The organism is Aeromonas sp. FDAARGOS 1403 (assembly GCF_019047325.1).
GTDB classification, from domain to species: Bacteria; Pseudomonadota; Gammaproteobacteria; order Enterobacterales; family Aeromonadaceae; genus Aeromonas; species Aeromonas dhakensis.
Window position 1 is genome coordinate 4358037 of record NZ_CP077249.1, and the last position, 19463, is coordinate 4377499.

Annotated in this window: 16 protein-coding genes; 4 read left to right on the forward strand and 12 right to left on the reverse strand. The window is 62.8% G+C overall.

The features are described from left to right. Window positions 1-106 precede the first annotated feature (106 nt). The 10 genes from I6L33_RS19880 to I6L33_RS19925 form a co-directional block, all read right to left on the reverse strand. Entirely contained in the window at window positions 107-1822 is a 1716-nt protein-coding gene (locus tag I6L33_RS19880; RefSeq protein WP_010633297.1) for an NAD-dependent malic enzyme, read from the reverse strand. Between the two features lie 237 nt (window positions 1823-2059). Then, the gene (locus I6L33_RS19885) at window positions 2060-3031 is read right to left on the reverse strand and encodes a formate dehydrogenase subunit gamma (RefSeq protein WP_216973191.1); all 972 of its coding nucleotides are present in this window, start codon (window positions 3029-3031) and stop codon (window positions 2060-2062) included. After that, the gene (gene fdh3B, locus I6L33_RS19890) at window positions 3028-3687 is read right to left on the reverse strand and encodes a formate dehydrogenase FDH3 subunit beta (RefSeq protein WP_005303185.1); all 660 of its coding nucleotides are present in this window, start codon (window positions 3685-3687) and stop codon (window positions 3028-3030) included. The genes I6L33_RS19885 and fdh3B overlap by 4 nt, the downstream gene beginning before the upstream one ends. 4 nt (window positions 3688-3691) lie before the next feature. Then, complete coding sequence (locus I6L33_RS19895; RefSeq protein ID WP_216973192.1) at window positions 3692-6592, reverse strand: formate dehydrogenase subunit alpha; 2901 nt, start codon at window positions 6590-6592, stop codon at window positions 3692-3694. 23 nt (window positions 6593-6615) lie between these two features. Continuing rightward, window positions 6616-6819, reverse strand: a complete 204-nt coding sequence (locus I6L33_RS19900) for a transcriptional initiation protein Tat (RefSeq protein ID WP_005303194.1) — start codon at window positions 6817-6819, stop codon at window positions 6616-6618. 69 nt (window positions 6820-6888) lie between these two features. Continuing rightward, the gene (locus I6L33_RS19905) at window positions 6889-7509 is read right to left on the reverse strand and encodes a molecular chaperone (RefSeq protein ID WP_017778418.1); all 621 of its coding nucleotides are present in this window, start codon (window positions 7507-7509) and stop codon (window positions 6889-6891) included. Between the two features lie 10 nt (window positions 7510-7519). Then, window positions 7520-9250: a 4Fe-4S dicluster domain-containing protein gene (locus I6L33_RS19910; protein WP_216973193.1), complete on the reverse strand. Its 1731-nt coding sequence runs from the start codon at window positions 9248-9250 to the stop codon at window positions 7520-7522. A gap of 104 nt (window positions 9251-9354) precedes the next feature. Continuing rightward, window positions 9355-9957, reverse strand: a complete 603-nt coding sequence (locus I6L33_RS19915) for a DUF3306 domain-containing protein (protein ID WP_216973194.1) — start codon at window positions 9955-9957, stop codon at window positions 9355-9357. After that, on the reverse strand, window positions 9950-10528 hold the full coding sequence (locus I6L33_RS19920) for a DUF3305 domain-containing protein (RefSeq protein WP_216973195.1): 579 nt from the start codon (window positions 10526-10528) through the stop codon (window positions 9950-9952). Before I6L33_RS19920 ends, I6L33_RS19915 begins: the two co-directional genes overlap by 8 nt. Window positions 10529-10928: 400 nt before the next feature. Next, entirely contained in the window at window positions 10929-11837 is a 909-nt protein-coding gene (locus I6L33_RS19925; protein ID WP_081050928.1) for a hypothetical protein, read from the reverse strand. Between the two features lie 233 nt (window positions 11838-12070). Here I6L33_RS19925 and I6L33_RS19930 point away from each other — a divergent pair, with 233 nt between their 5' ends. Both I6L33_RS19930 and I6L33_RS19935 read left to right on the forward strand, forming a co-directional pair. Then, window positions 12071-12928, forward strand: coding sequence for a formate dehydrogenase accessory sulfurtransferase FdhD (locus tag I6L33_RS19930; protein WP_216973196.1), 858 nt, complete (start codon window positions 12071-12073; stop codon window positions 12926-12928). A gap of 89 nt (window positions 12929-13017) precedes the next feature. Then, complete coding sequence (locus tag I6L33_RS19935; protein WP_025201348.1) at window positions 13018-13884, forward strand: helix-turn-helix transcriptional regulator; 867 nt, start codon at window positions 13018-13020, stop codon at window positions 13882-13884. A gap of 139 nt (window positions 13885-14023) precedes the next feature. Here I6L33_RS19935 and I6L33_RS19940 read toward each other — a convergent pair whose 3' ends face one another. Together I6L33_RS19940 and I6L33_RS19945 are read right to left on the reverse strand one after the other, a co-directional pair. After that, window positions 14024-16117 carry a cache domain-containing protein gene (locus tag I6L33_RS19940; protein WP_216973197.1) on the reverse strand — a complete coding sequence of 698 codons (2094 nt, stop codon included), beginning with the start codon at window positions 16115-16117 and terminating at the stop codon, window positions 14024-14026. A 31-nt stretch (window positions 16118-16148) separates the two neighbouring features. Then, window positions 16149-17504, reverse strand: a complete 1356-nt coding sequence (locus I6L33_RS19945) for a sigma-54 dependent transcriptional regulator (protein ID WP_010633286.1) — start codon at window positions 17502-17504, stop codon at window positions 16149-16151. 248 nt (window positions 17505-17752) lie between these two features. Between I6L33_RS19945 and I6L33_RS19950 the strand changes: the two genes are divergently transcribed. Then, a complete protein-coding gene (locus I6L33_RS19950; protein WP_216973198.1) occupies window positions 17753-18595 on the forward strand; it encodes a substrate-binding domain-containing protein in 843 nt (280 codons plus the stop codon). A 67-nt stretch (window positions 18596-18662) separates the two neighbouring features. Next, window positions 18663-19364 carry an ABC transporter permease gene (locus I6L33_RS19955; RefSeq protein WP_005303218.1) on the forward strand — a complete coding sequence of 234 codons (702 nt, stop codon included), beginning with the start codon at window positions 18663-18665 and terminating at the stop codon, window positions 19362-19364. Window positions 19365-19463: the final 99 nt, after the last annotated feature.

A 19463-nucleotide genomic window follows, 5' to 3' on the forward strand; every position in this document is an offset into this window, starting at 1 on the left:
AGCTGACCGCTCAAGGTGACAAAACAAGAGGGGTGGCCATGGCCACCCCTCTTCTATTGCAACTATTGCAACTATTGCAACTATTGCAAGTGCAAGCTTACGCCCGTCATACCCGGCGGTAGGGCAGATAGACCGGCTCCCACATGTGGTTGAGGATGTGCTGCTGCAGATCCTGACCGATCAGCGGGTGGGAGGGATCCCGCCGCACTATGTCCTTGAGCACCGCCGTTGCCACATGCACCGAGATGCTGCGCAGCTCGCGAATGCGCGGATAGACGGCCCCTTTGGCCAGGTCCACCTCGCTCACGCACTCCGCCAGCGCAAAGGCGGCGGTGGTGAAGATGTCCGGCGTGATCTCGCGGATCTGGCTGACGATGGCTGCCAGGCCCACCCCCGGGAAGATGAAGACGTTGTTGCCCTGGCCGACCCGGAACTCCTGCCCCTCGTAGTGCACATCCTTGAACGGGCTGCCAGTGGCGACGATGGCCTTGCCCTGGCTCCAGCGATAGATGTCCTCCGGCAGCGCCTCGCAGTTGGCAGTCGGGTTGGAGAGCGGGAACACCATGGGACGTGCGCAGTGGTTGAGCATCAGCTGGATATGCTGCTCCTTGAAGGCGCCACCGGCACCGCTGGTCCCCAGCAGTACCGTGATGGGCACGTGGCGCAGCACGTCGGTCAGGTTGGCCTTGCCGGGCACTTCGGTGTCCCAGCCCGACAGCAACAGGCCTGGCTTGGCGTAGCGGCGCTTGTACTCGTCCAGCCCCTCACGGTTGTCGCACACCAGCCCCTGGGTATCCAGGATGTAGATGCGATCGCGGGCCGCCTGGGGATCCAGCCCTTCGCGGATCATGCCCGCACAGATCTGATCCGCCACCCCGACCCCGCCGGCACCGGCACCATAGACCAGGTAGTTCTGCTGGCCCAGGGTCTCGCCCTTGACCTTGACCGCCCCTATGATGCCCGCCAGCACCACGGCCCCGGTCCCCTGAATGTCGTCGTTGAACGACGGCAGGGACTGCTGATAACGGGAGAGGTTGTTGAAGGCGTTGGACTTGCTGAAGTCCTCCCACTGCAGCACCGCATTGGGGAAGTGGCGCTTGACCCCGGCCACGAACTTGTCGATGAAGTCGTCGTACTCCTTGCCGCGAATGCGCTTGTGGGGCTGGCCCAGATACATGGGGTCATCCAGCAGCGCCTGGTTGTCGGTGCCCACGTCCAGCGCGATGGGCAGGCAGCAGGCGGGGTGGATGCCGGCCCCCAGGGTATAGAGGGAGAGCTTGCCGATGGGGATGCCCATGCCGCCCACCCCCTGATCACCGATCCCCAGGATCCCCTGGCTGTCGGTCACGACTATGATGCGCACCGACTTGGCATCAAGATGACGGGCCAGGGAGCCCATATCCTCGACGTTCTTCGGGGTGATGTAGAGGCCGCGCGGCTTCTGGAAGCGGTGGCTGAACTCCTGGCACGCCTTGCCCACGGTCGGGGTATAGATGTAGGGGGTCATCTCCTCCACGTGGCGCGCCAGCAGGGCGTAGAACAGAGTCTCGTTGCGATCCTGCAGGGCCCGCAGGTTCTGGTACTTCTCGATGTCGCTGCAGGCGCTCAAAAAGCCCTGATAAACCCGCTCAAGCTGGGCTTCAAACGTTTGAACCTGGGGAGGCAACAGGCCGTCGAGCTCGAAGTCGGCGCGCTCCTGTTCGGTGAAGGCAGTACCCTTGTTGAGGTTGCGATCGTTGAGCAGATCGGTGCCCGTCAGTGCAACGGGGCGAAAATCTTGTCCCTGTGCATCTTTCCACAGCAGATATTGTCCGGTAGCCATAGTCATTCTCTTTGATTTACGTGAAATTGCCGTTCGGCAGGAGAGCAAGACTCATAATGAAATCAATCATATGACGTTTGGTCGTTTCATTTTGTGAGCTTGGGCATACCCTGCGGCCAAAAACCGTGGCAGGACGGACTTCGGCCTCATTCAGACCATTCACATCGGTTAAGTTGCGCGCACAACAAAGGGGCGCCGCAGCGCCCCTTCTCTTTCATTTTGATATCTTGGTCAATCTCAGCCGGACTTGCCCGTTTTAGGCTCGTCGAGCTGGTGCTTCACCTCTTCATACCAGAGGTCGTGGTGCTCCCTGGCCCAGGTCTCGTCCACCTCGCCGGTCACCATCCCCTCCAGCGCCCCTTCCAGCTGGAACAGGCCCATGTAGATATGGAAGATGAAGCCGCAGATGAGGATCAAGGCGCCGATGATGTGGATGAAACTGGCCCACTCCATCTGGCGGCGCAGCTGGCCGAAGATGGGGAAGTCCAGAAACAGCCCGGTCGCCACGACGATGCCGCCAAACCAGATCAGCAGCCAGAAAATGGCCTTCTCGCCGCCGTTGGAGAAGCCCGCCGAGGGGTGACTCCCCTTGTGGGGTCCCAACATGCCGCCCGCCTTCATGAACCACTGCACGTCCACCATGTTGACGATGTTGTGACGGAACCACTTGATGAGCACTCCCATCAGGCAGAGGAAGAAGAGCGGCCCCACGTAGTTGTGGAACACCTTGGCGAACCAGATCCAGTTCTCCCACACCCCCATGCTCACCACCGGCTTGATGAAGTGCTTGCCGTAGATGATGGCCAGCCCCGAGCCGGACAGGGTCAGAAACATGCCCGCCGTGGTCCAGTGCAGCGCCCGATCGAGCCTGCTCCAGCGCTTGAGCTTGCGCCCGGTACGCGGCTTGGAGAGCTTGGTCGGCCCCACCACCCAGTACATCAGGCCGCACATGGCCAAAGAGCCGAAGATGGCGATGGCACCCAGCGGCGACACCCATTTGGTTTTCACCTCGAACCAGAGCTGGCCCGGCACCGAGATGAGCACCCCGTGCTCCGGCGAGCGGGAGGTGGTCACCCCCTCCTGCCCATCCTTCACCGCGCGCCAGTAGTCGGCGCCGGCAAAGCCGATCGTCTCCTTCTGGGCATCGGCAAAGCCAGGTGCACTGAACAGCAGCAAGGCTGTCAGCAGCCCTGTCAGCCAGTGTCTCATTGGCCACCCTCCTGCTTGCCAGGCTTGAGCCCCTTGCCTCTGCCATCGCGGGGTTGGCTGGCGTCGTGGAACAGATCCTGCTCATCCCCGCCCCAGCCCGCGTGAGGGGCGCCGCGATAGGCCACCCGCTCGCGGAAGATGTCGGAGATGACCTGCGCATCCCCCGCCAGCAGTGCCTTGGTAGAGCAGAGCTCGGCACACATGGGCAGCTTGCCCTCGGCAATGCGGTTGGCACCGTACTTCTGGCGCTCCGCCTCGCTGTGATCCTCTTCCGGGCCGCCGGCGCAGAAGGTGCACTTGTCCATCTTGCCCCGATCGCCAAAGGCAGCGGTTTTCGGGAACTGGGGCGCCCCGAACGGGCAGGCAAACAGACAGTAGCCACAACCGATACAGAGATCCTTGTTGTGCAGCACGATGCCGTCGTCGGTGTGATAGAAGCAGTCGGCCGGGCAGACCGCCATGCAGGGAGCGTCGGTGCAGTGCATGCAGGCGACCGAGATGGAGGTCTCCCCCGGCAGGCCGTCGTTGAGGGTCACCACCCGGCGGCGCTGGATGCCCCACTCGAGGGCATCGTCGTTCTCGTTCTTGCACGCCGTCACACAGCCGTTGCACTCGATGCAGCGCTTGGTGTCACACATGAATTTCATTCTGGCCATGAGATCAGGCTCCTACTTGGCGAAAACGGCACAGGGTGACCTTGGTCTCCTGCATCTGGGTAACCGGGTCATAGCCATAGGTGGTGACTATGTTGACCGACTCTCCCAGCACATAGGGGTCTGACCCTTCCGGATATTTGGCGCGCAGATCCTGGCCCTCGAAGTGGCCGCCGAAGTGGAACGGCATAAAGGCAAGCCCAGGTTTGACCCGCGGGGTCACCAGCGCCTTCACTTTCACTCTGCCCCCTTCCGGCCCCTCCACCCACACATCCTGACCGTCGCGCACGCCGACGTCGTTGGCATCCGCCGGGTTCATCTCGACGAACATCTCCTGCTGCAGCTCGGCCAGCCAGGGGTTGGAACGGGTCTCGTCGCCGCCCCCCTCGTATTCCACCAGACGGCCGGAGGTGAGGATGATCGGGAACTCCTTGCTGACGTCCTTCTCCTGCACCGAGGCATACTGGGTCGGCAGGCGCCACAGGCTCTTGGCATCGGGCCAGGTGGCGTAGTCAGCCAACAGATCCCGGCGCGGGGTATAGAGCGGCTCGCGGTGCTTGGGCACCTGATCCGGGAAGGTCCACACCACGCAGCGCGCCTTGGCGTTGCCGTAGGGGACGAAGCCGTGCTTGATGGCAACCCGCTGGATGCCACCGGAGAGATCGGTCTTCCAGTTGCGCCCCTCGGCCTCTTTCTTCTCGGCCTCGGTCAGCTCATCCCACCAGCCAAGCTGTTTCATCAGATCGGCGGTGATCTCGGGATAGCCGTCTTCCACTTCGCTCCCCTTGGGCCAGGAGTCTTCGGCGAGCAGCGAGACGCCCTGATACTCGATGCCGAAACGGGCGCGGAAACCGCCGCCCCCTTGCGAGACCGGAATGCTGGTGTCGTAGAGGATATGGCTGCCGGGGTGTTTCATCTCAGGGGTGCCCCAGCAGGGCCAGGGCAGACCGTACACCTCGCCGCTGACCGGGCCGCCTTCGGCCTTGAGGTTGGTCTTGTGGAAGGTGTGCCAGTTCTGCTGGTGCGCCTTGAGCCGCTCCGGGCTCTGGCCGGTGTAGCCCACGCTCCACATGCCGCGGTTGTACTCGCGGGTGATGTCTTCCAGGAGCGGTTCGTTGTTCTCCACCTTGATGTGCTTGAACAGCTCATCGGCAAAGCCGAGCTTCTTGCTCAAGAGATACATGATCTCGTGGTCGACCTTGGATTCGAACAGCGGCTCGACCACCTTGTCGCGCCACTGCATGGAGCGGTTGGTGGCGGTGACGGAACCATAGGTCTCGAACTGGGTGGTGGCCGGCAGCAGGTAGACGCCGTCGGTACGATCGTTCATGACGGCGGCGACGGTGGGGTACGGGTCAACAATCACCATCATGTCGAGCTTTTGCATCGCCTTCTTCATCTCCGGGCCGCGGGTCTGGGAGTTGACCGCATGGCCCCAGTAGAACATGGCGCGGATGTTGGCACCCTGCTCGATGAGATCGGCGTTCTCCAGCACACCATCCACCCAGCGGGAGACCGGAATGCCGTTGTTGTTCATCGGCAGCTTGCCGTTGTAGGCCTTGTTGTCAAAACGCGCCTTGATCCACTCGTAATCGACGTCCCACACCCGGGCCCAGTGCTTCCAGGAGCCCTCTTCCAGCCCGTAGTAGCCGGGCAAGGAGTCGGAGGTGACGCCAAAGTCGGTGGCACCCTGCACATTGTCGTGACCACGGAAGATGTTGGTGCCCGCCCCGCTCTTGCCCACGTTGCCCAGAGCCAGTTCGAGGATGCAGTAAGCGCGGGTGTTGTTGTTGCCGGTGGTATGCTGGGTACCGCCCATGCACCAGACCACGCAGCCGGGGCGATTGTCGGAGAGCAGCTTGGCGGCGCCATACACCTCTTTTTCATTGAGGCCGGTCACCCGCTCCACTTCGGCCGGAGTCCAGCGCGCCACCTCTTTTTGCACCTCGTCCATGCCAAAGACGCGGGTGCGGATGAACTCCTTGTCTTCCCAGCCGTTCTTGAAGATGTGCCAGAGCATGCCCCAGATAAAGGCGACGTCGGTGCCCGGGCGCAGGGAGAGGTACATGTCCGCCTTGGCTGCGGTGCGGGTGCGACGCGGGTCGACCACCAGGATCTTGCAGCCGTTGCGCTCTTTGGCCAGCAGGATGTGCTGCATGGCGACCGGGTGGGCCTCCGCCGGGTTGGAGCCGATGAACATGATCGACTTGCTGTTGTGCATGTCGTTCAGGCTGTTGGTCATGGCGCCGTAGCCCCAGGTGTTGGCGACCCCGGCGACCGTGGTGGAGTGGCAGATCCGCGCCTGGTGATCCACGTTGTTGGTGCCCCACAGGGACGCCATCTTGCGAAACAGGTAGGCCTGCTCGTTGGAGTGCTTGGCGGAGCCGAGCCAGTAGACGCTGTCGGGGCCGGACTCCTTGCGAAGGCGCAGCACCTCGTTGCCCACCTCTTCGATGGCCTGCTCCCAGCTGATGCGCTGCCACTTGCCGCCCACCAGCTTCATCGGGTACTTGAGGCGACGCTCGCCGTGGCCATGCTCGCGCAGGGCCGCCCCCTTGGCGCAGTGACCGCCAAGGTTGAAGGGGTGATCGAAGGCCGGCTCCTGACCGGTCCAGACGCCGTTCTGCACCTCGGCATAGACGCCGCAGCCCACCGAGCAGTGGGAGCAGATGGTGCGCTTCACCTCGACCGGCACCCCGGCCGCCACGGTCTTGGCCTCGGCCCGCTGCATCATCGCCGGGGCCAGCCAGCCGGCCGCCACGGCACCACCCGCCACCAGACCGGAATTGACCATAAAGGCGCGACGGGTCAGCCCCTGACCGCGAGCGGTCCCATTATTTTGCAAACCGCCTTGCAAGCTGCCCTGCTCGCCCGCCTGGGGCTGCTCGGCACGTTTCGTCAGTTTCATGAGTTCTCCTTCACTGAGCCGGCTCAGTCGGTGCCGCGCAGGGTGCGATAAAAGTCGTGAACGTGGGGGGTCTCCCGATAGCCCTTGTCGGGTTCGGTGTCGTGGGTCAGCACCTCCTTGCCCACCACCCGGCCGGTGGCACCGGCCAGCACGCCTATGGTGGCAACCACCCCCACCCCCTTGATCAGATTGCGGCGGGACGGGTCTTTCAGCTGTTCATCGCTCATCTTTCTGTGACCTCTGTTGTTATGGTCGGCTGCGGTGAGCCGGTTTTGCTATGAGTGGGCGGCGCAGCGTCATGGCAGCGTCACCACCGGGCTGCCAAAGGGCAGGCGCAGTTCCTGTTCCAGTTTGAAGAAATCTTCGGCAAGGGCCCCGACCGCCCGGTAGAAGCTGCCCCCTTTCGCCTGTTGCTGATCGCGGCAGCAGGCGAGTACCCAGGGGGCAAGGTGGCGCTCATAGAAGCGGTTGCGATCCGGGTGCTGCTCGGCAATCAGTACCGCCATCACCTCACAGAGGGCAGCCAGGTGATCTTCCGGCTCGCACACCCCGCTCTGACGCTCGAAGCCGAGCGACTGCAGATCGGCGCGCAGCACCGCCAGCGGCAGCTCCATCAGGGAGCCGGTGAGATACCAGGAGGCAAACGGCACGATTTCCCCGCGCCCCAGCCCGATAAAGAGATCCTGATACTCCTCGGCAAGCTCATGCTCGTGATGGCTGCTGGCCGCCAGCTGCACCAGCCCCAACCCTCTGGCAAAGGGGCCGGGCATGGCTTGCAAGCCTTGCAGCCAGGCGAGCTGTTCGCCACGAGGGGCGGCGCGCCAGAGGCTCGCCAGCAGGGCGTAGAGATCGGCGCTGCTCTGTTCCAGTTCGGTCATGGTCAGTTCGCCAGCCTTTTCGTTATGTTGTTCGCTCATCACTGACCCCTCACACCTTGAGCTGGGAAACGGGATCCGCCGCCAGCGCCGCAAACACATCCTTGACCCGGCAGTCCTCGCACATCAGCAGCCGCTGGGCGGCCTCGTTCTGGAAGTGGGAGTGACCGGCCAGTTTTTGCTGGATGCGGCGGATAAGGGAGGCCGGCGCGAACGGCTTGCCACAGCGAATGCAGCAGGCCGCCTCTTCGGCTTTGAGGTTCTGCACGGCGCGGCGCGCCTCGGGCACCGGTTGCAGGCGGGGCGTGAGCACTATGGCCTGCTCGGGGCACGCCTTTTCGCACATGCCGCACTGGATGCAATCCTGCTCGATAAAGTTGAGGCCGGGCGTGTGCCCCACCGCATGCAGGGCGCGGCTCGGGCAGACCGCCACGCAGCCCATGCAGAGGGTGCAGTCAGCTTCTTTGAGCTCCACGCTGCCGTAAGGGGCGCCGTGGGGCACAACCAGCGGCTCGCGGCTCCCCTCGTTGGCCTGCCAGAGGGCATCGAAGGCGGCAAACAGGTTCTCCCGTTTGTCTCCCTTGAGCGGCTTGTCCAGCAGGGCTGCGGCTGGCTCGCCGGAGATCGGCTTATCTTGTTCGGCATCCGGGTTAAACAGGGCGATGCGGTCTGCTGTGAGGCCGGCGCCAGCCAAGAGCACGGCAGCGCTCGCCAGCTCCCGCTCAACCAATGCCCGGACGCTGGCGGGGACGTCGTCGCCCAGTGCAATGCGCACCGCGCTGGCGCCATAGGCGAGGGCGGCGAACCAGCTCTCGATGCCTAAGCTCGCGCTCTCCTCCACCCAGACCGGCAGCCAGTTGGCGGGCAAACGGGTGAGTTCGGCTTCCACCCATTCGCGCTCATTATCAGCGGCGATCAGCAACTGGGGCGCGTCGCCCCCCGCCTCCCGGTAGTGCTTGAGCAATCGGAAGAGGTAGTCGCCGCTGGTATTGGCGTCAGGCTGGTGATAGGCAATCGCCCCGGTCGGACAGGCCGAGGCGCAGCTGCCAAAGCCCTGACAGAGATGGGGATCGATCTGGATGCGACCATTGACGGGCTTGAGGGCATCGGTCGGGCAGACATCGAGGCAACGGCTGCAACCGGGCACGCCGCGGGCGGTGAAGGCGCAGGCCTCGGGGTCGAGACGAAAATAGCGCGGCTTGTCGAAGATACCGGTGAGGGCACAGAGCTCGGCAAGCCGTTCGGCCAAGCCAACATCATCTACCAGATGCAGATAACCCACCGGCGGGCGCTCCAGCGCAAACAGCGGGACGCGGCCCAGATCAGCCACCAGATCGAAGCGCGGTTCGCTACCGACCGTCGCTTGTTGTGGAAAACAGAGCGCAGCCAGAGAGATACGCTCACCCTGCCCATTGAGGCCGGTGAGCTGGAACTGACCGAGATACCCTGTCAGGCCCGGCTCGCGCAGGGTCAGGGCATCCAGAGCGGTGGTAGCCTCGAAGATGGCCTCGAGATCTGCCGCCTCGGCGTCATGGACCGCTTCGGTCACCAGCAGGATGGGCGTCACCCCGGCTGGCAGCAGGCTGGCGGCGCGGCGAATGCTGTCTTCCGGGCCGACCAGCAGCAGGCGCCCCTGACTCTGGTAAGAGACGGTGGCCGGGATCAGGTTGTCGGTCTTGACCGTATGCTGCAGGGCATGGGCGCGGGCACGTTCGTTGCGCGCGGCCACGCCATCGGCGGTCAGAGTTGCGACAGATGTTGTTATGGGTTGTTCGATGCTCACATGCACTCCTGTGCGCGCCACCTCGTGGGATGGCGTGCTTGTTGGTCAGCTGGGAGAGCAAGAGCCGAGCCAACTCCCCCAGGAAAAAAGTGACTGGCAGGGAGTCAGGATCCCAAATGCTCCATTCCCCCATCCTTGGTTGGGACATTTTGTCCATCATAATCAACCAAAATGTCCCGATCGTCGGTGTGGGTTTGAGAATGGTTATCAGCCAACCCTTGCGGTTCGCGGGTTATGGCCGTGGCGGCTACCGTCGCCGGTTCGGGTGCGGCAGCGGTTAAGTGAGGGGCTTCGCCATCGGGCGTGCTCACCTGCTCCACCAGCCAGTTGCGCAGCCCGGCGCTCAGGGCTGCGGGCAGCAATTCGGGCTGGCTGAAATCCTGGGTGTAGTCGTCGAGCCCATCCGGCTTGTGGCTGCGAAACATGGCGCGCAGCGCCTCCCTGTTGGGGAGTTTGGCCTTGCCCGGCTGGGCCGTTTTCAGCTGCGGTTCGCCACTCTCAGCCCCTTCAATGACAAGTGGCTCACTCCCCCCCTTGTCAGTACTGACTACGCGGCCATCCAGCTCAGTATCTGGATTTTCAGCTTCGCCACTGCCTTCGATTGGGGCGGCAACCGCCTCGGGGGTGGCCTCTTCCCCTGGCTGCAATACCTGATGCTTGCGCGCCTCGCTCTTGCGAGACGACCAGCGCTTGAGGAACTCACTCATGGGCGCTGTTTCCGGCCTTGTTTACGGTACAGGTTCCGGCGTCGCTGCCACGCTCGCGACCATCGGGGCCGGTGGCTTTGACGGCGCCGCAACTGGCTTGATCTACCGTATCGACACCGAGCTGATCCTGCGCCCGTCCCTTGCCTTTTTTGCCCTTGCGGCGGGCCTCCAGCAGCTCGCCGTGGCGACCGATAAAGGCCTCCACCCAGGCTTGCAGCGCTTCGGGCAGCGGGCAGGAGAGCACCTGCCGCTCGCCATCCATATAGGCGGCGGCCACGGTCTGGCTCAGGGTCAGGCCATCGGCCACAAAGCCACTGTCCACGCGGCTTCCGGTCACAAACAGACGGGGCGAGCCGGAGCTCAGATTGAAGCGATAATCCCCCCGTTCGTCACGAAACAGAGTAAGGGGCAAGGCGCCGGCAGCTTCAGGCTCGGCGGGATGGAGCGCCGCAATCTCGAAACGGCGGCTCTGCCAGCGGCCCACCTGGCTGTCGATGGCCTTTAACTCCAGCTGCAGCCAGCGCTGCGGGGAGAGGGGTTTGGTTGTCTCTTGCACTGTCACGGCTCCCATCAGAAGGTCTCTGCCGGGCCGCCCTCCCCCTTGCTTAGCCCCAGTCGGGGAAGGCCAAGACGGAAAATTCAGGGCAGCCACGGCCATCAATGGGATAAGACTTAGCAAGAGTGGGGCCAAGGCAGATTTGGTGGTTGATGGGGGCTTTGATGGGGGCTTTAATGCAGGTTGGCGCGTTGTGCGGGATATGGGTTGGCGCTGGCTTAGGTTGGTGCAGAGCGCAGCGAAGTCCAACATGCGGCGTAACACCAATCCGCCAGCGCCTAATCAGTAGGGATGGCAATAATCAAATAAGGCCGAATTATCCGATTATTGCCTTTGGAAATTGCTCGCGGTAAACGTTGGGCTTCACTTCGTTCAGCGCCAACCTATGATTCAGCCCAATATTCAAGATCTCATATTAAATCACATATCTTTTCACTGTTCTTGCAATAGCCAACACTGAATCCTCAAAACCATTACAGATGACCTCTGCACTGTCTTTCTTTATTCTGTTTAACCATTCATTTGTGTCTTGAGGGTAAGGATCTACAACTAATAAATCAGCATGAGACTCCTCTAATGGCTGCCAAATATGAGAATCATGCTCGATATATTTTATACCGACTAAAACTATTAGGTCTGATGTCGAGATAACACCCTTATAATCTTCTTTAACTTTATTAATTAATGCCGAGTTAATTACTACCCGTTTCCCTTTTTCGTATAGAGAGAGCACAGGACTCAGATCACTATTTCTAGGATCACCACACCAGCTCACAACTTCCTCATGTGTAGATACAGCATCGGTTTGCAAACCTTCAAAGAAGGTTCCACAACCGATCATGGTATTACCACTAAAACTACAACCGTTTGGAATTCTAGGTAGAAAGTTTGATGAACCATGAGGCTTTAATACGTTAACCCCTTGACCTGAGCAGTTATAATCCGATGGATAACCAGTCAACCCCAAAGCCTGCTCAATTAATGTGTCATAATTTAATGTAACAATATTAATCTCACTCATATATCTACGAAGCTTATTGAAAAGTCTCGCATATGCATTCTCTGGTGTTATTTTAAATTTAGAAAGATAGCATGCAATTTCTTTTTGCAATGGATTTATCTTTCTGCTGTCGTTGGCTATGTATGCCATGCCTTCTTCAAAGCCACGCTCAATAAAAACATCTTTAATATCTTGTGGTAATGCGGCAAATGCTCTGTTTAAAGACACCAGATTGTCAAAAAGATAATTTCCTAATGGAGGATTATATGGAATGGTTCTACCAGAACCATAACTTGCACCAGCACCAAAAATCAATGTTATCAATCGATCCCCCTAAAATAAGACCACCATATCATTTAAAAGCACATCATTAATATGACACTACCATCATGCTAACAAACAAATAAACTAATGACATTCAAAATAATGTCCAGCTTTCGCCCACTGCATCAATACTGTTTGGCACCGACATTTTCTATGCTCATATCTACATGAATATGGAACAAAACTTGCTATATCCCTCCCCTTAGATCAAGGCAACCGGTCGCGAGGGGCCCATGACACCGACCTTTATCAAAAGCAATGCCGCCGCCCAGCTCACCATAGCCGTCGAGGTGATGGATGAGCAGGGCACGCTGCAAACCCGCCAAATCGCCTGTGAGCGGCCACTGACGGTCTACCTCAACTGGAAGGAGATAGTAACCCTGATGACGCTGGGGGCCCGCCCCGAGGCGCTGGTACTGGGTTATCTCAAAAATCAGGGCTTTATCGAGGATATTTCGGCCATCGAGTCGGTGATCGTCGACTGGGAGAGCGAGGCCGCCGCCGTGGTGAGCAGCCAGCAGGCCGCCGATCTCGACAAATCCTTGGAGAAGAAGACCGTCACCTCCGGCTGCGGTCAGGGCACCATGTATGGCAGCGTGATGAAGAAGCTTGAAGGGGTGGTATTGGCGGCGCCCGAGCTTAAACAGAGCACCCTCTACGCCCTGCTGAAAGCGCTGTCGGCCCATAACGAAACCTACAAGATGGCCGGTGCCGTGCATGGCTGCGCCATCTGTCGCGGCAGCGAAATCCTCTCCTTTGTCGAGGACGTAGGGCGCCACAATGCGGTGGATACCCTGGCAGGCGAGCTCTGGATGCGCGGCGAGAGCGGCCACGACAAGATCTTCTACACCACAGGGCGGCTCACCTCGGAGATGGTGATCAAGGTGGCGCAGATGGGCATTCCGGTGCTGCTGTCGCGCTCCGGCGTCACCCAGATGGGGCTGGATCTGGCCCGCCAGCTCGGCATCACCATGATTGCCCGCGCCAAGGGGCGCCACTTCGAAGTCTTTAGCGGCCACGACCAGCTGGTGCTGGACGAGAAACCGCCGGTGCTGGCGCCCGGTTCGGCCGGGCGCGGGATGCGGGACTAGGCAATGAACGAGTTGATGAGTACCCAGCAGATCGCGCTGTATCTCGACCACGCCACCACAGAGGTCAGGAACAAGCCATGAACGAGTTTATGAACGTGAAGCAGGTGGCGGAGTACCTCGATCTCAACGAGAAGAAGGTCTACCAGCTCGCCAACGAGGCGCGCATCCCCGCCACCAAGGCGACCGGCAAGTGGCTGTTTCCGCGCTCCCTGCTCGATCGCTGGCTGCTCGGCAGCTGCCACGAGGGGGTGATGAACGACCGGCTGCTGTTGGCGGGCTCGGACGACGTGCTGCTCCACTACGCCAGCAGCCGCTTGGCCCAGCAGCTCGGCACTCAGGCGCTGGTGGGTTACACCCCGTGCGGCACTCGTCAGGGACTGGCGATGCTGGCGCGCGGCCACGTGGATCTGTGCGCCATCCACTGGGGCCAGGCCGAGGAGGCCCACCTGCGCCACCCGGCGCTGGTGCAGCAGTATCAGGGCCACCGGCAATGGGTGATCGTACATGGATTTCGCCGGGTACAGGGGCTGGTGCTGCGCCAGGGGCTGCAACCCAAAGAGGCGAAAGAGGCGCTTGACTGGCGCTGGGCCATGCGCCAGGAGGGGGCCGGCAGCCAGCGCGCCCTGCAGGAGTGGCTGCAAACCCAGGGGGAGTCGCTGACCCGGCTGGAGCGCACCCTCGAGGTCAACAGCGAGCGGGAGCTGGCCGCCGCCATCAGCCGCGGCGATGCGGACGTCGGGCCCGGCGCCCAGAGCACCGCCACCGAGTTCGGCCTCGACTTCGTACCGCTGTCTCAGGAGTGCTTCGATCTGGTGATGCCGCAGGGGGTCTTCTTTCGCACCCTGCTGCAACAGCTGATCGGCTGGCTGCAATCCCCCGAGGGGCGCGAGCTGGCGGCCCGCCTCGGCGGCTATGACCTGACCCAGAGCGGCAAGCTGGTGTGGAGTCCGCAGTAAGTATCCCCTCACTCGCCCGTAAAAAAGCCCGCCACTTATTGGCGGGCTTTTTTGTGCCTCACTCTGAATTGCGACAGTCCCCCCTCCCCCTTAAGGGCAATGCGCGCCCTTCAAGTTCGGCGGGCTTTTTATGATGTCGTCATGACTGGGGCTCGACGCTTGCCTCACGCCCCTCGGCGTTGAGGGCGATGCGCCACCCTTCCAGCTGGGCTGGCTCGCCACCGCTGGCCAGCCGGGCGTGGCTGCGCAATCGGATGGTAAAGCAGCTGCCCTGCCCCGGGGTGGAATCTACTAACAGCTCCCCGCCCCAGCGGCTGATGATGCGGTGACTCAGGGCCAGCCCCAGCCCGGTGCCGGTGGCGCGGGTGGTGAAGAAGGGGTCAAAGATCTTGTCGATGATAGCCGCCTCGATGCCGCTGCCGTTGTCGATGACTCGCACCTCGGCCCCCTGCAGGGCCCCGGCGTCATCCAGCCAGTCACGGCTCTCGACCCGGATCTCCCCCTGCTCCCCCAGCGCATGGCTGGCGTTGACCAAGAGGTTGATCAGCACCTGCAGCAGCTGCTGGCGATCCGCCTCGATGGGCTGCTGCGCCCTGAGATCGGCCACCAGGTTCACCTGCTGCTGACGCAGGGCGGAGCGCACCAGAGTGAGGCTCTCCTCGATGATGGGGGTGAGGTGCTGCCACACCGGCGCCGTCTCGTAGTCGCCAGGGCGGGAGTATTGCAGCAGGCTGCGGGTGATGGCGCGAATGCGCTCGATCTGGGCCAGCACCAGCGCCAGCTCTTCGCTCACCGGCGCGGCCGCCTCCCCCAGCTCCAGCTTCATCAGCTCCACGTTGCCGAGGATCACCGCGAGCGGGTTGTTGATCTCGTGGGCCACCCCGGCGCAGAGCTCGCCGAGGGCCGCCAGCTTCTCGCTGATGAGCAACTGCTGACGGGCCTGGGTCAGCATATGGATGTGGTGCTCTAGCTCGGCGGTCTTCTGCTCGAGGCTCTGGGTGCGCTCGGCCACCTTCTGCTCCAGCTCGTCGGCGCTGCGGGCCAGCTGCTGGCGGTGCGCCGCCTGCCTGTCCAGCATGGCGTCGAACTGGCGGCCGAGCTGGGCCAGCTCGTGATCGGGGTCGAGGTAGAGCTCGCCGATGCGGGCCGGCCGACCCGCCTGCACCTGGCGCACCACCTTGTGCATCCGCTCGATGGGAGTGAACAAGTCCCGCGCGCCGCGATAGACCAGCAGACCCGAGAGCAGCAACAGCAACACCACGCCGGAGCCCAGCTCCAGCAGATTGGTGAGGTAGGTGCGAACAATGGGCCACTCGAGAAAGCCGACGTAGAGCATGCCGATGCGCTCACCATTGGCGCCCAGCAGCGGCTCATAGCCCGACACATACCAGGCGTCGTGCACGAAGGCGCGGTCAATCCAGGGCTCGCCGCGGCCCAGCACCTGTTCGCGCACCGGCGCCGAGGCCCGGGTGCCCACCGCCCGCCCCAGCTGCTGGCTGCTGCTGGCGGGCACGTTGGTGCTCACCCGCAGATCGCCGAGAAACAGGGTGACGCTGCCGATGCTGCCGGCCGGCAGGGTGTTCTTGGCGAACACCTGACCCTTGAGCTCGTCCACCAGCCGGGTGCTGCCGTTGATAAGCTCCCCCCCCTCCAGCACGCCCCAGAGGCTGCCATCCCGCCCCATCACCGGGGTCAGCGAGAGGCTGATCAGACCACGAGTCTCCTGCCCAGCGCCCGGCTCCAGCTCTTTGTCCAGTACGGCGCGGCTGGCCAGCGCCGGCGAGAGCGCCAGCAGCTGCTCCCGCGACCAGACCACGAAGTGGCTGACGCTGCGCCCGGCGGCGAGGGCCGCGCGATCCTGCTCTGGCAGCTGATCCAGCTCGCTGCCGCTGCGCAGGCGCAAAAAGTCGAGACCGTAGTTGGCGGCGAGCGGCATCACCCACTGGCGCAAGCGGGCGGGGGATTCACGCAGCTGCTGCTGGAAGGCCCAGGCATCGCGCAGGTGCTCGAGGTGCTCGGCCTGGCGCTGCTGCTGCACGCTCACCGCGTGGTGGGCCACGCCCAGGTCGCTGCGCACCGTGGTGAGCAGGTTCTGCCAGCTGTAGGTGAGGGTCCAGTAGAGGGTAAGCCCTATCATGCCGGCCAGGGTCAGCATGATGGGCACCGAGGTGAGCAGCAGCAGGCGCCAGCGCACCTTGGTTCTGAGCAGCCCAGGGAGCAGCGCCAGCCTCATGACTCACTCCGGCGGCAAGGGGTGAGCCGGCTCATTCGATGGCCCACTCCTTAAACTTGCGCTCCAGGGTCTTGCGCGCCACCCCGAGCACCCGGGAGGCGGCCGACTTGTTGCCGTCAAAGCTCGCCACCACCTGCAGGATGTGGGCCTTCTCCACCTCGGCCAGCGCCCACTCCAGCGGATAGCCCTCCTCCCCCCGTCCCGACTCGGCCGGCTTGGCGCTCTGCCAATATTCGGCGGGCGGCTTGCCCAGCAGCAGGCAGCGCTCGATCAGGTTGCGCAGCTCGCGCACGTTGCCGGGCCAGGGGTAGGCCTGCATGGCTACTACATCTTCATGGGTCCAGTGCAGGGCGCCCATGCCCATCTCGGCGGTGAGCTGGCGGGTGAAGTGGTGCACCAGGGCGGGGATGTCGTCGATCCGCTCACGCAGGGGAGCCACCGGCAGCGCCACTACGTTGAGACGATAGAAGAGATCTTCGCGAAACCGGCCCGCCTCCACCTCCGCCTTCAGGTTGCGGTTGGTGGCGGCGACGATGCGCACGTCCACCGAAAGCTCCCGCTCGGCCCCGACCGGGCGGATGGCCTTCTGCTCCAGCGCCCGCAGCAGGGAGGCCTGCATGGCGAGCGGCATCTCGCCGATCTCGTCCAGAAACAGGGTGCCCTGATGGGCGACCCGAAACAGGCCGTCGCGCCCCTTGCGGGCACCGGTAAAGGCCCCCTGCACGTGGCCGAACAGCTCGCTCTCTAAAAGCTCGGGGGCGATGGAGGCGCAGTTGAGGGGCACGAAGGCCCCCATCCGGCCGGAGAGCTGGTGCAGGGCGCGGGCCACCAGCTCCTTGCCGGTGCCGGACTCTCCCTCCACCAGCACGGCGGCGTTGGAGGGGGCGACCCGGGCGATCAGCGTCTTGAGCTCGCGGGTCCTGGCGCTGTCGCCGATCAGGGTGGGCGGGAACAGCTTGCTCACCTCCCGGCGCAGCAGCAGGTTCTCCCGCTCCATCTGGCGGCGCTCGATGACCCGGTCCACCGCCTGCACCATTTGATCCAGGTTGAAGGGTTTGAGAATGAAGTCGCTGGCACCGAGCCGCAGCGCCTTGAGGGCGGTCTCCATGTCGCCAAAACCGGTCATGAAGATGATGTCGCTGCGCCGGGTGGCGGGATCGATGGCCTCGTGCCACTCGATGCCGGAGCGCCCCGGCAGGCGGATGTCGGCAATGATGAGATCAAAATGCAGGCGACAACGCAGGGCTTCAGCCTCCTCCACGCTGGCGGCCGTCTCTATCTGGGCGAAGCGGCGGGCCAGCGCCTTGGCGAGAAAGCTGCGCATGCCGGGTTCATCGTCGACGATGAGCAAGGAGAGGGCGGACCAGCGGCTGGCGGGTGCAGTCATGAAAAAAGTACCTCAGATTCGACAAGGTTCCGGGATTGTCCCACCGACCTTATAAACTGTGGGACATTTTGTCGCTAACCGGCCCCAAGTGCCAACTCCGTTTATTAAAAGCGACGGTGCCATCACGCAATTAGGGTGCTTAACCAACTGTTTTCACATTAAAAACCGTGCCAAACAGGGCATGTGGTCAGCTTGGCACCCTGCTTGCTTAGTCCTGCCCTCTCTCCATCACCGGGTACCCTGACATCATGATCACAGCCACAGTGCGCAAACGCCTCGCCCTTGCCCTCTCCTCCGCCCTGCTGCTCAGCCTGCCGCTCTGGAGCGCCGCCAGCCATGCCGAGACCAGGGCGCCCATCCGCCTCGCCACCACCACCAGCACCGAACAGTCCGGCCTGCTGGGCTGGCTGCTGCCCCAGTTCACCAAGGAGACCGGCTATCCGGTGCAGGTGATGGCGGCCGGTACCGGCCAGAGCCTGAAGATGGGCGAGAACGGCGACGCGGATCTGGTGATGACCCACGCCCCCTCTGCCGAGAAGGCCTTCGTCGAGGCGGGCTTTGGCATCGAGCCGGAGCACCTGATGTACAACGACTTCGTCATCGTCGGCCCGGCGAAAGACCCGGCCGGTCTTGGCAAGCTGCACGACGCCGCCAAGGCGCTGGAGGCCATCAAGGACAAGGGACAGACCTTTATCTCCCGCGGGGACGAGTCCGGCACCCACATCAAGGAGAAGACCCTGTGGCAGGCGGCCGACGTCAAGCCCGAGTTCGCCGGCTATAAGTCTATCGGCCAGGGCATGGGGCCGACCCTGACCATGGCTTCGGAGCTGGGTGCCTACACCCTGACCGACCGCGGTACCTGGCTCGCCTACCAGAGCAAGCTGGATCTCGCCGTGCTGCTGGAGGGTGACAAGCGGTTGTTCAACACCTATCAGGTGATCCTGGTCAACCCCAAGCGCTACCCGGATCTCAACACCGAAGGGGCGCGCACCCTGAAGAACTGGCTGGTCTCCCAGCATGGCCAGCAGCTTATCGGTGACTTCAAGGTGGCCGGCCAGCCGCTGTTCGTGGCCGACGCCAAGCCGCAGTGATGCCACGGCCGACCCTGCTCGACCTGCCCCTGGCGCCCCTCGCCACCTTGAGTGACGGAGGCGCCCGGTGCCGACCCTGATCGAGACCACACTGGCGGCCCTTTCGCTGCTGTTCAGCGGCGACGCCGAACTGTGGCAGGTGGTGGGGGTCTCCTTCTCGGTGTCGGGCCTGGCGCTCGGGCTGGTGCTGCTGCCGGCCCTGCTGCTCGGCTTCGCGCTGGCCTATCTGCCTATTCCGGCGCGCTGGCTCTGGCTCTCCTGCATCAATACCCTGCAGTCGGTGCCGACCGTGGTGATTGGCCTCTTGCTCTACATGCTGCTGTCGCGGGCCGGCCCCTTCGGTGACTGGAAGATGCTGTTCACCCAGCAGGCCATGGTGGTGGGGCAGATGCTGATCGCTTTTCCGGTCATCGCCACCATGGCCCACGCGGCATTCGTGCAGAGCGACCGGCGCGCCTGGGAGACCGCCCGCACCCTGGGGCTCTCCTGGCCGAGGGCGCTGCTCGGGCTGATGCGCGAGTGCCGCTTCGGCCTGCTGGCGGCGGTGATCGGCGCCTTCAGCCGCATAGTCACCGAGGTGGGCTGCTCCATGATGGTGGGGGGCAACATTTTGCACTTCACCCGCAACATTCCCACCGCCATCGCGCTGGAGACCCAGAAAGGGGCCTTCACCCAGGGGGTGGCCCTTGGCATCGTCTTGCTGAGTCTGGCGCTGCTGCTCAACCTGTTGCTGACCGCGTGCCGTGGTCACAGCTACTTGAAGAACTGACCATGGCACAGCGCACTATTATCCATAACCAAATGCTGCTGACCCCACCGCTGTCGCGGTCACGGTTATGTGAAGAAGTGACCATGCCCCCACCGTCCA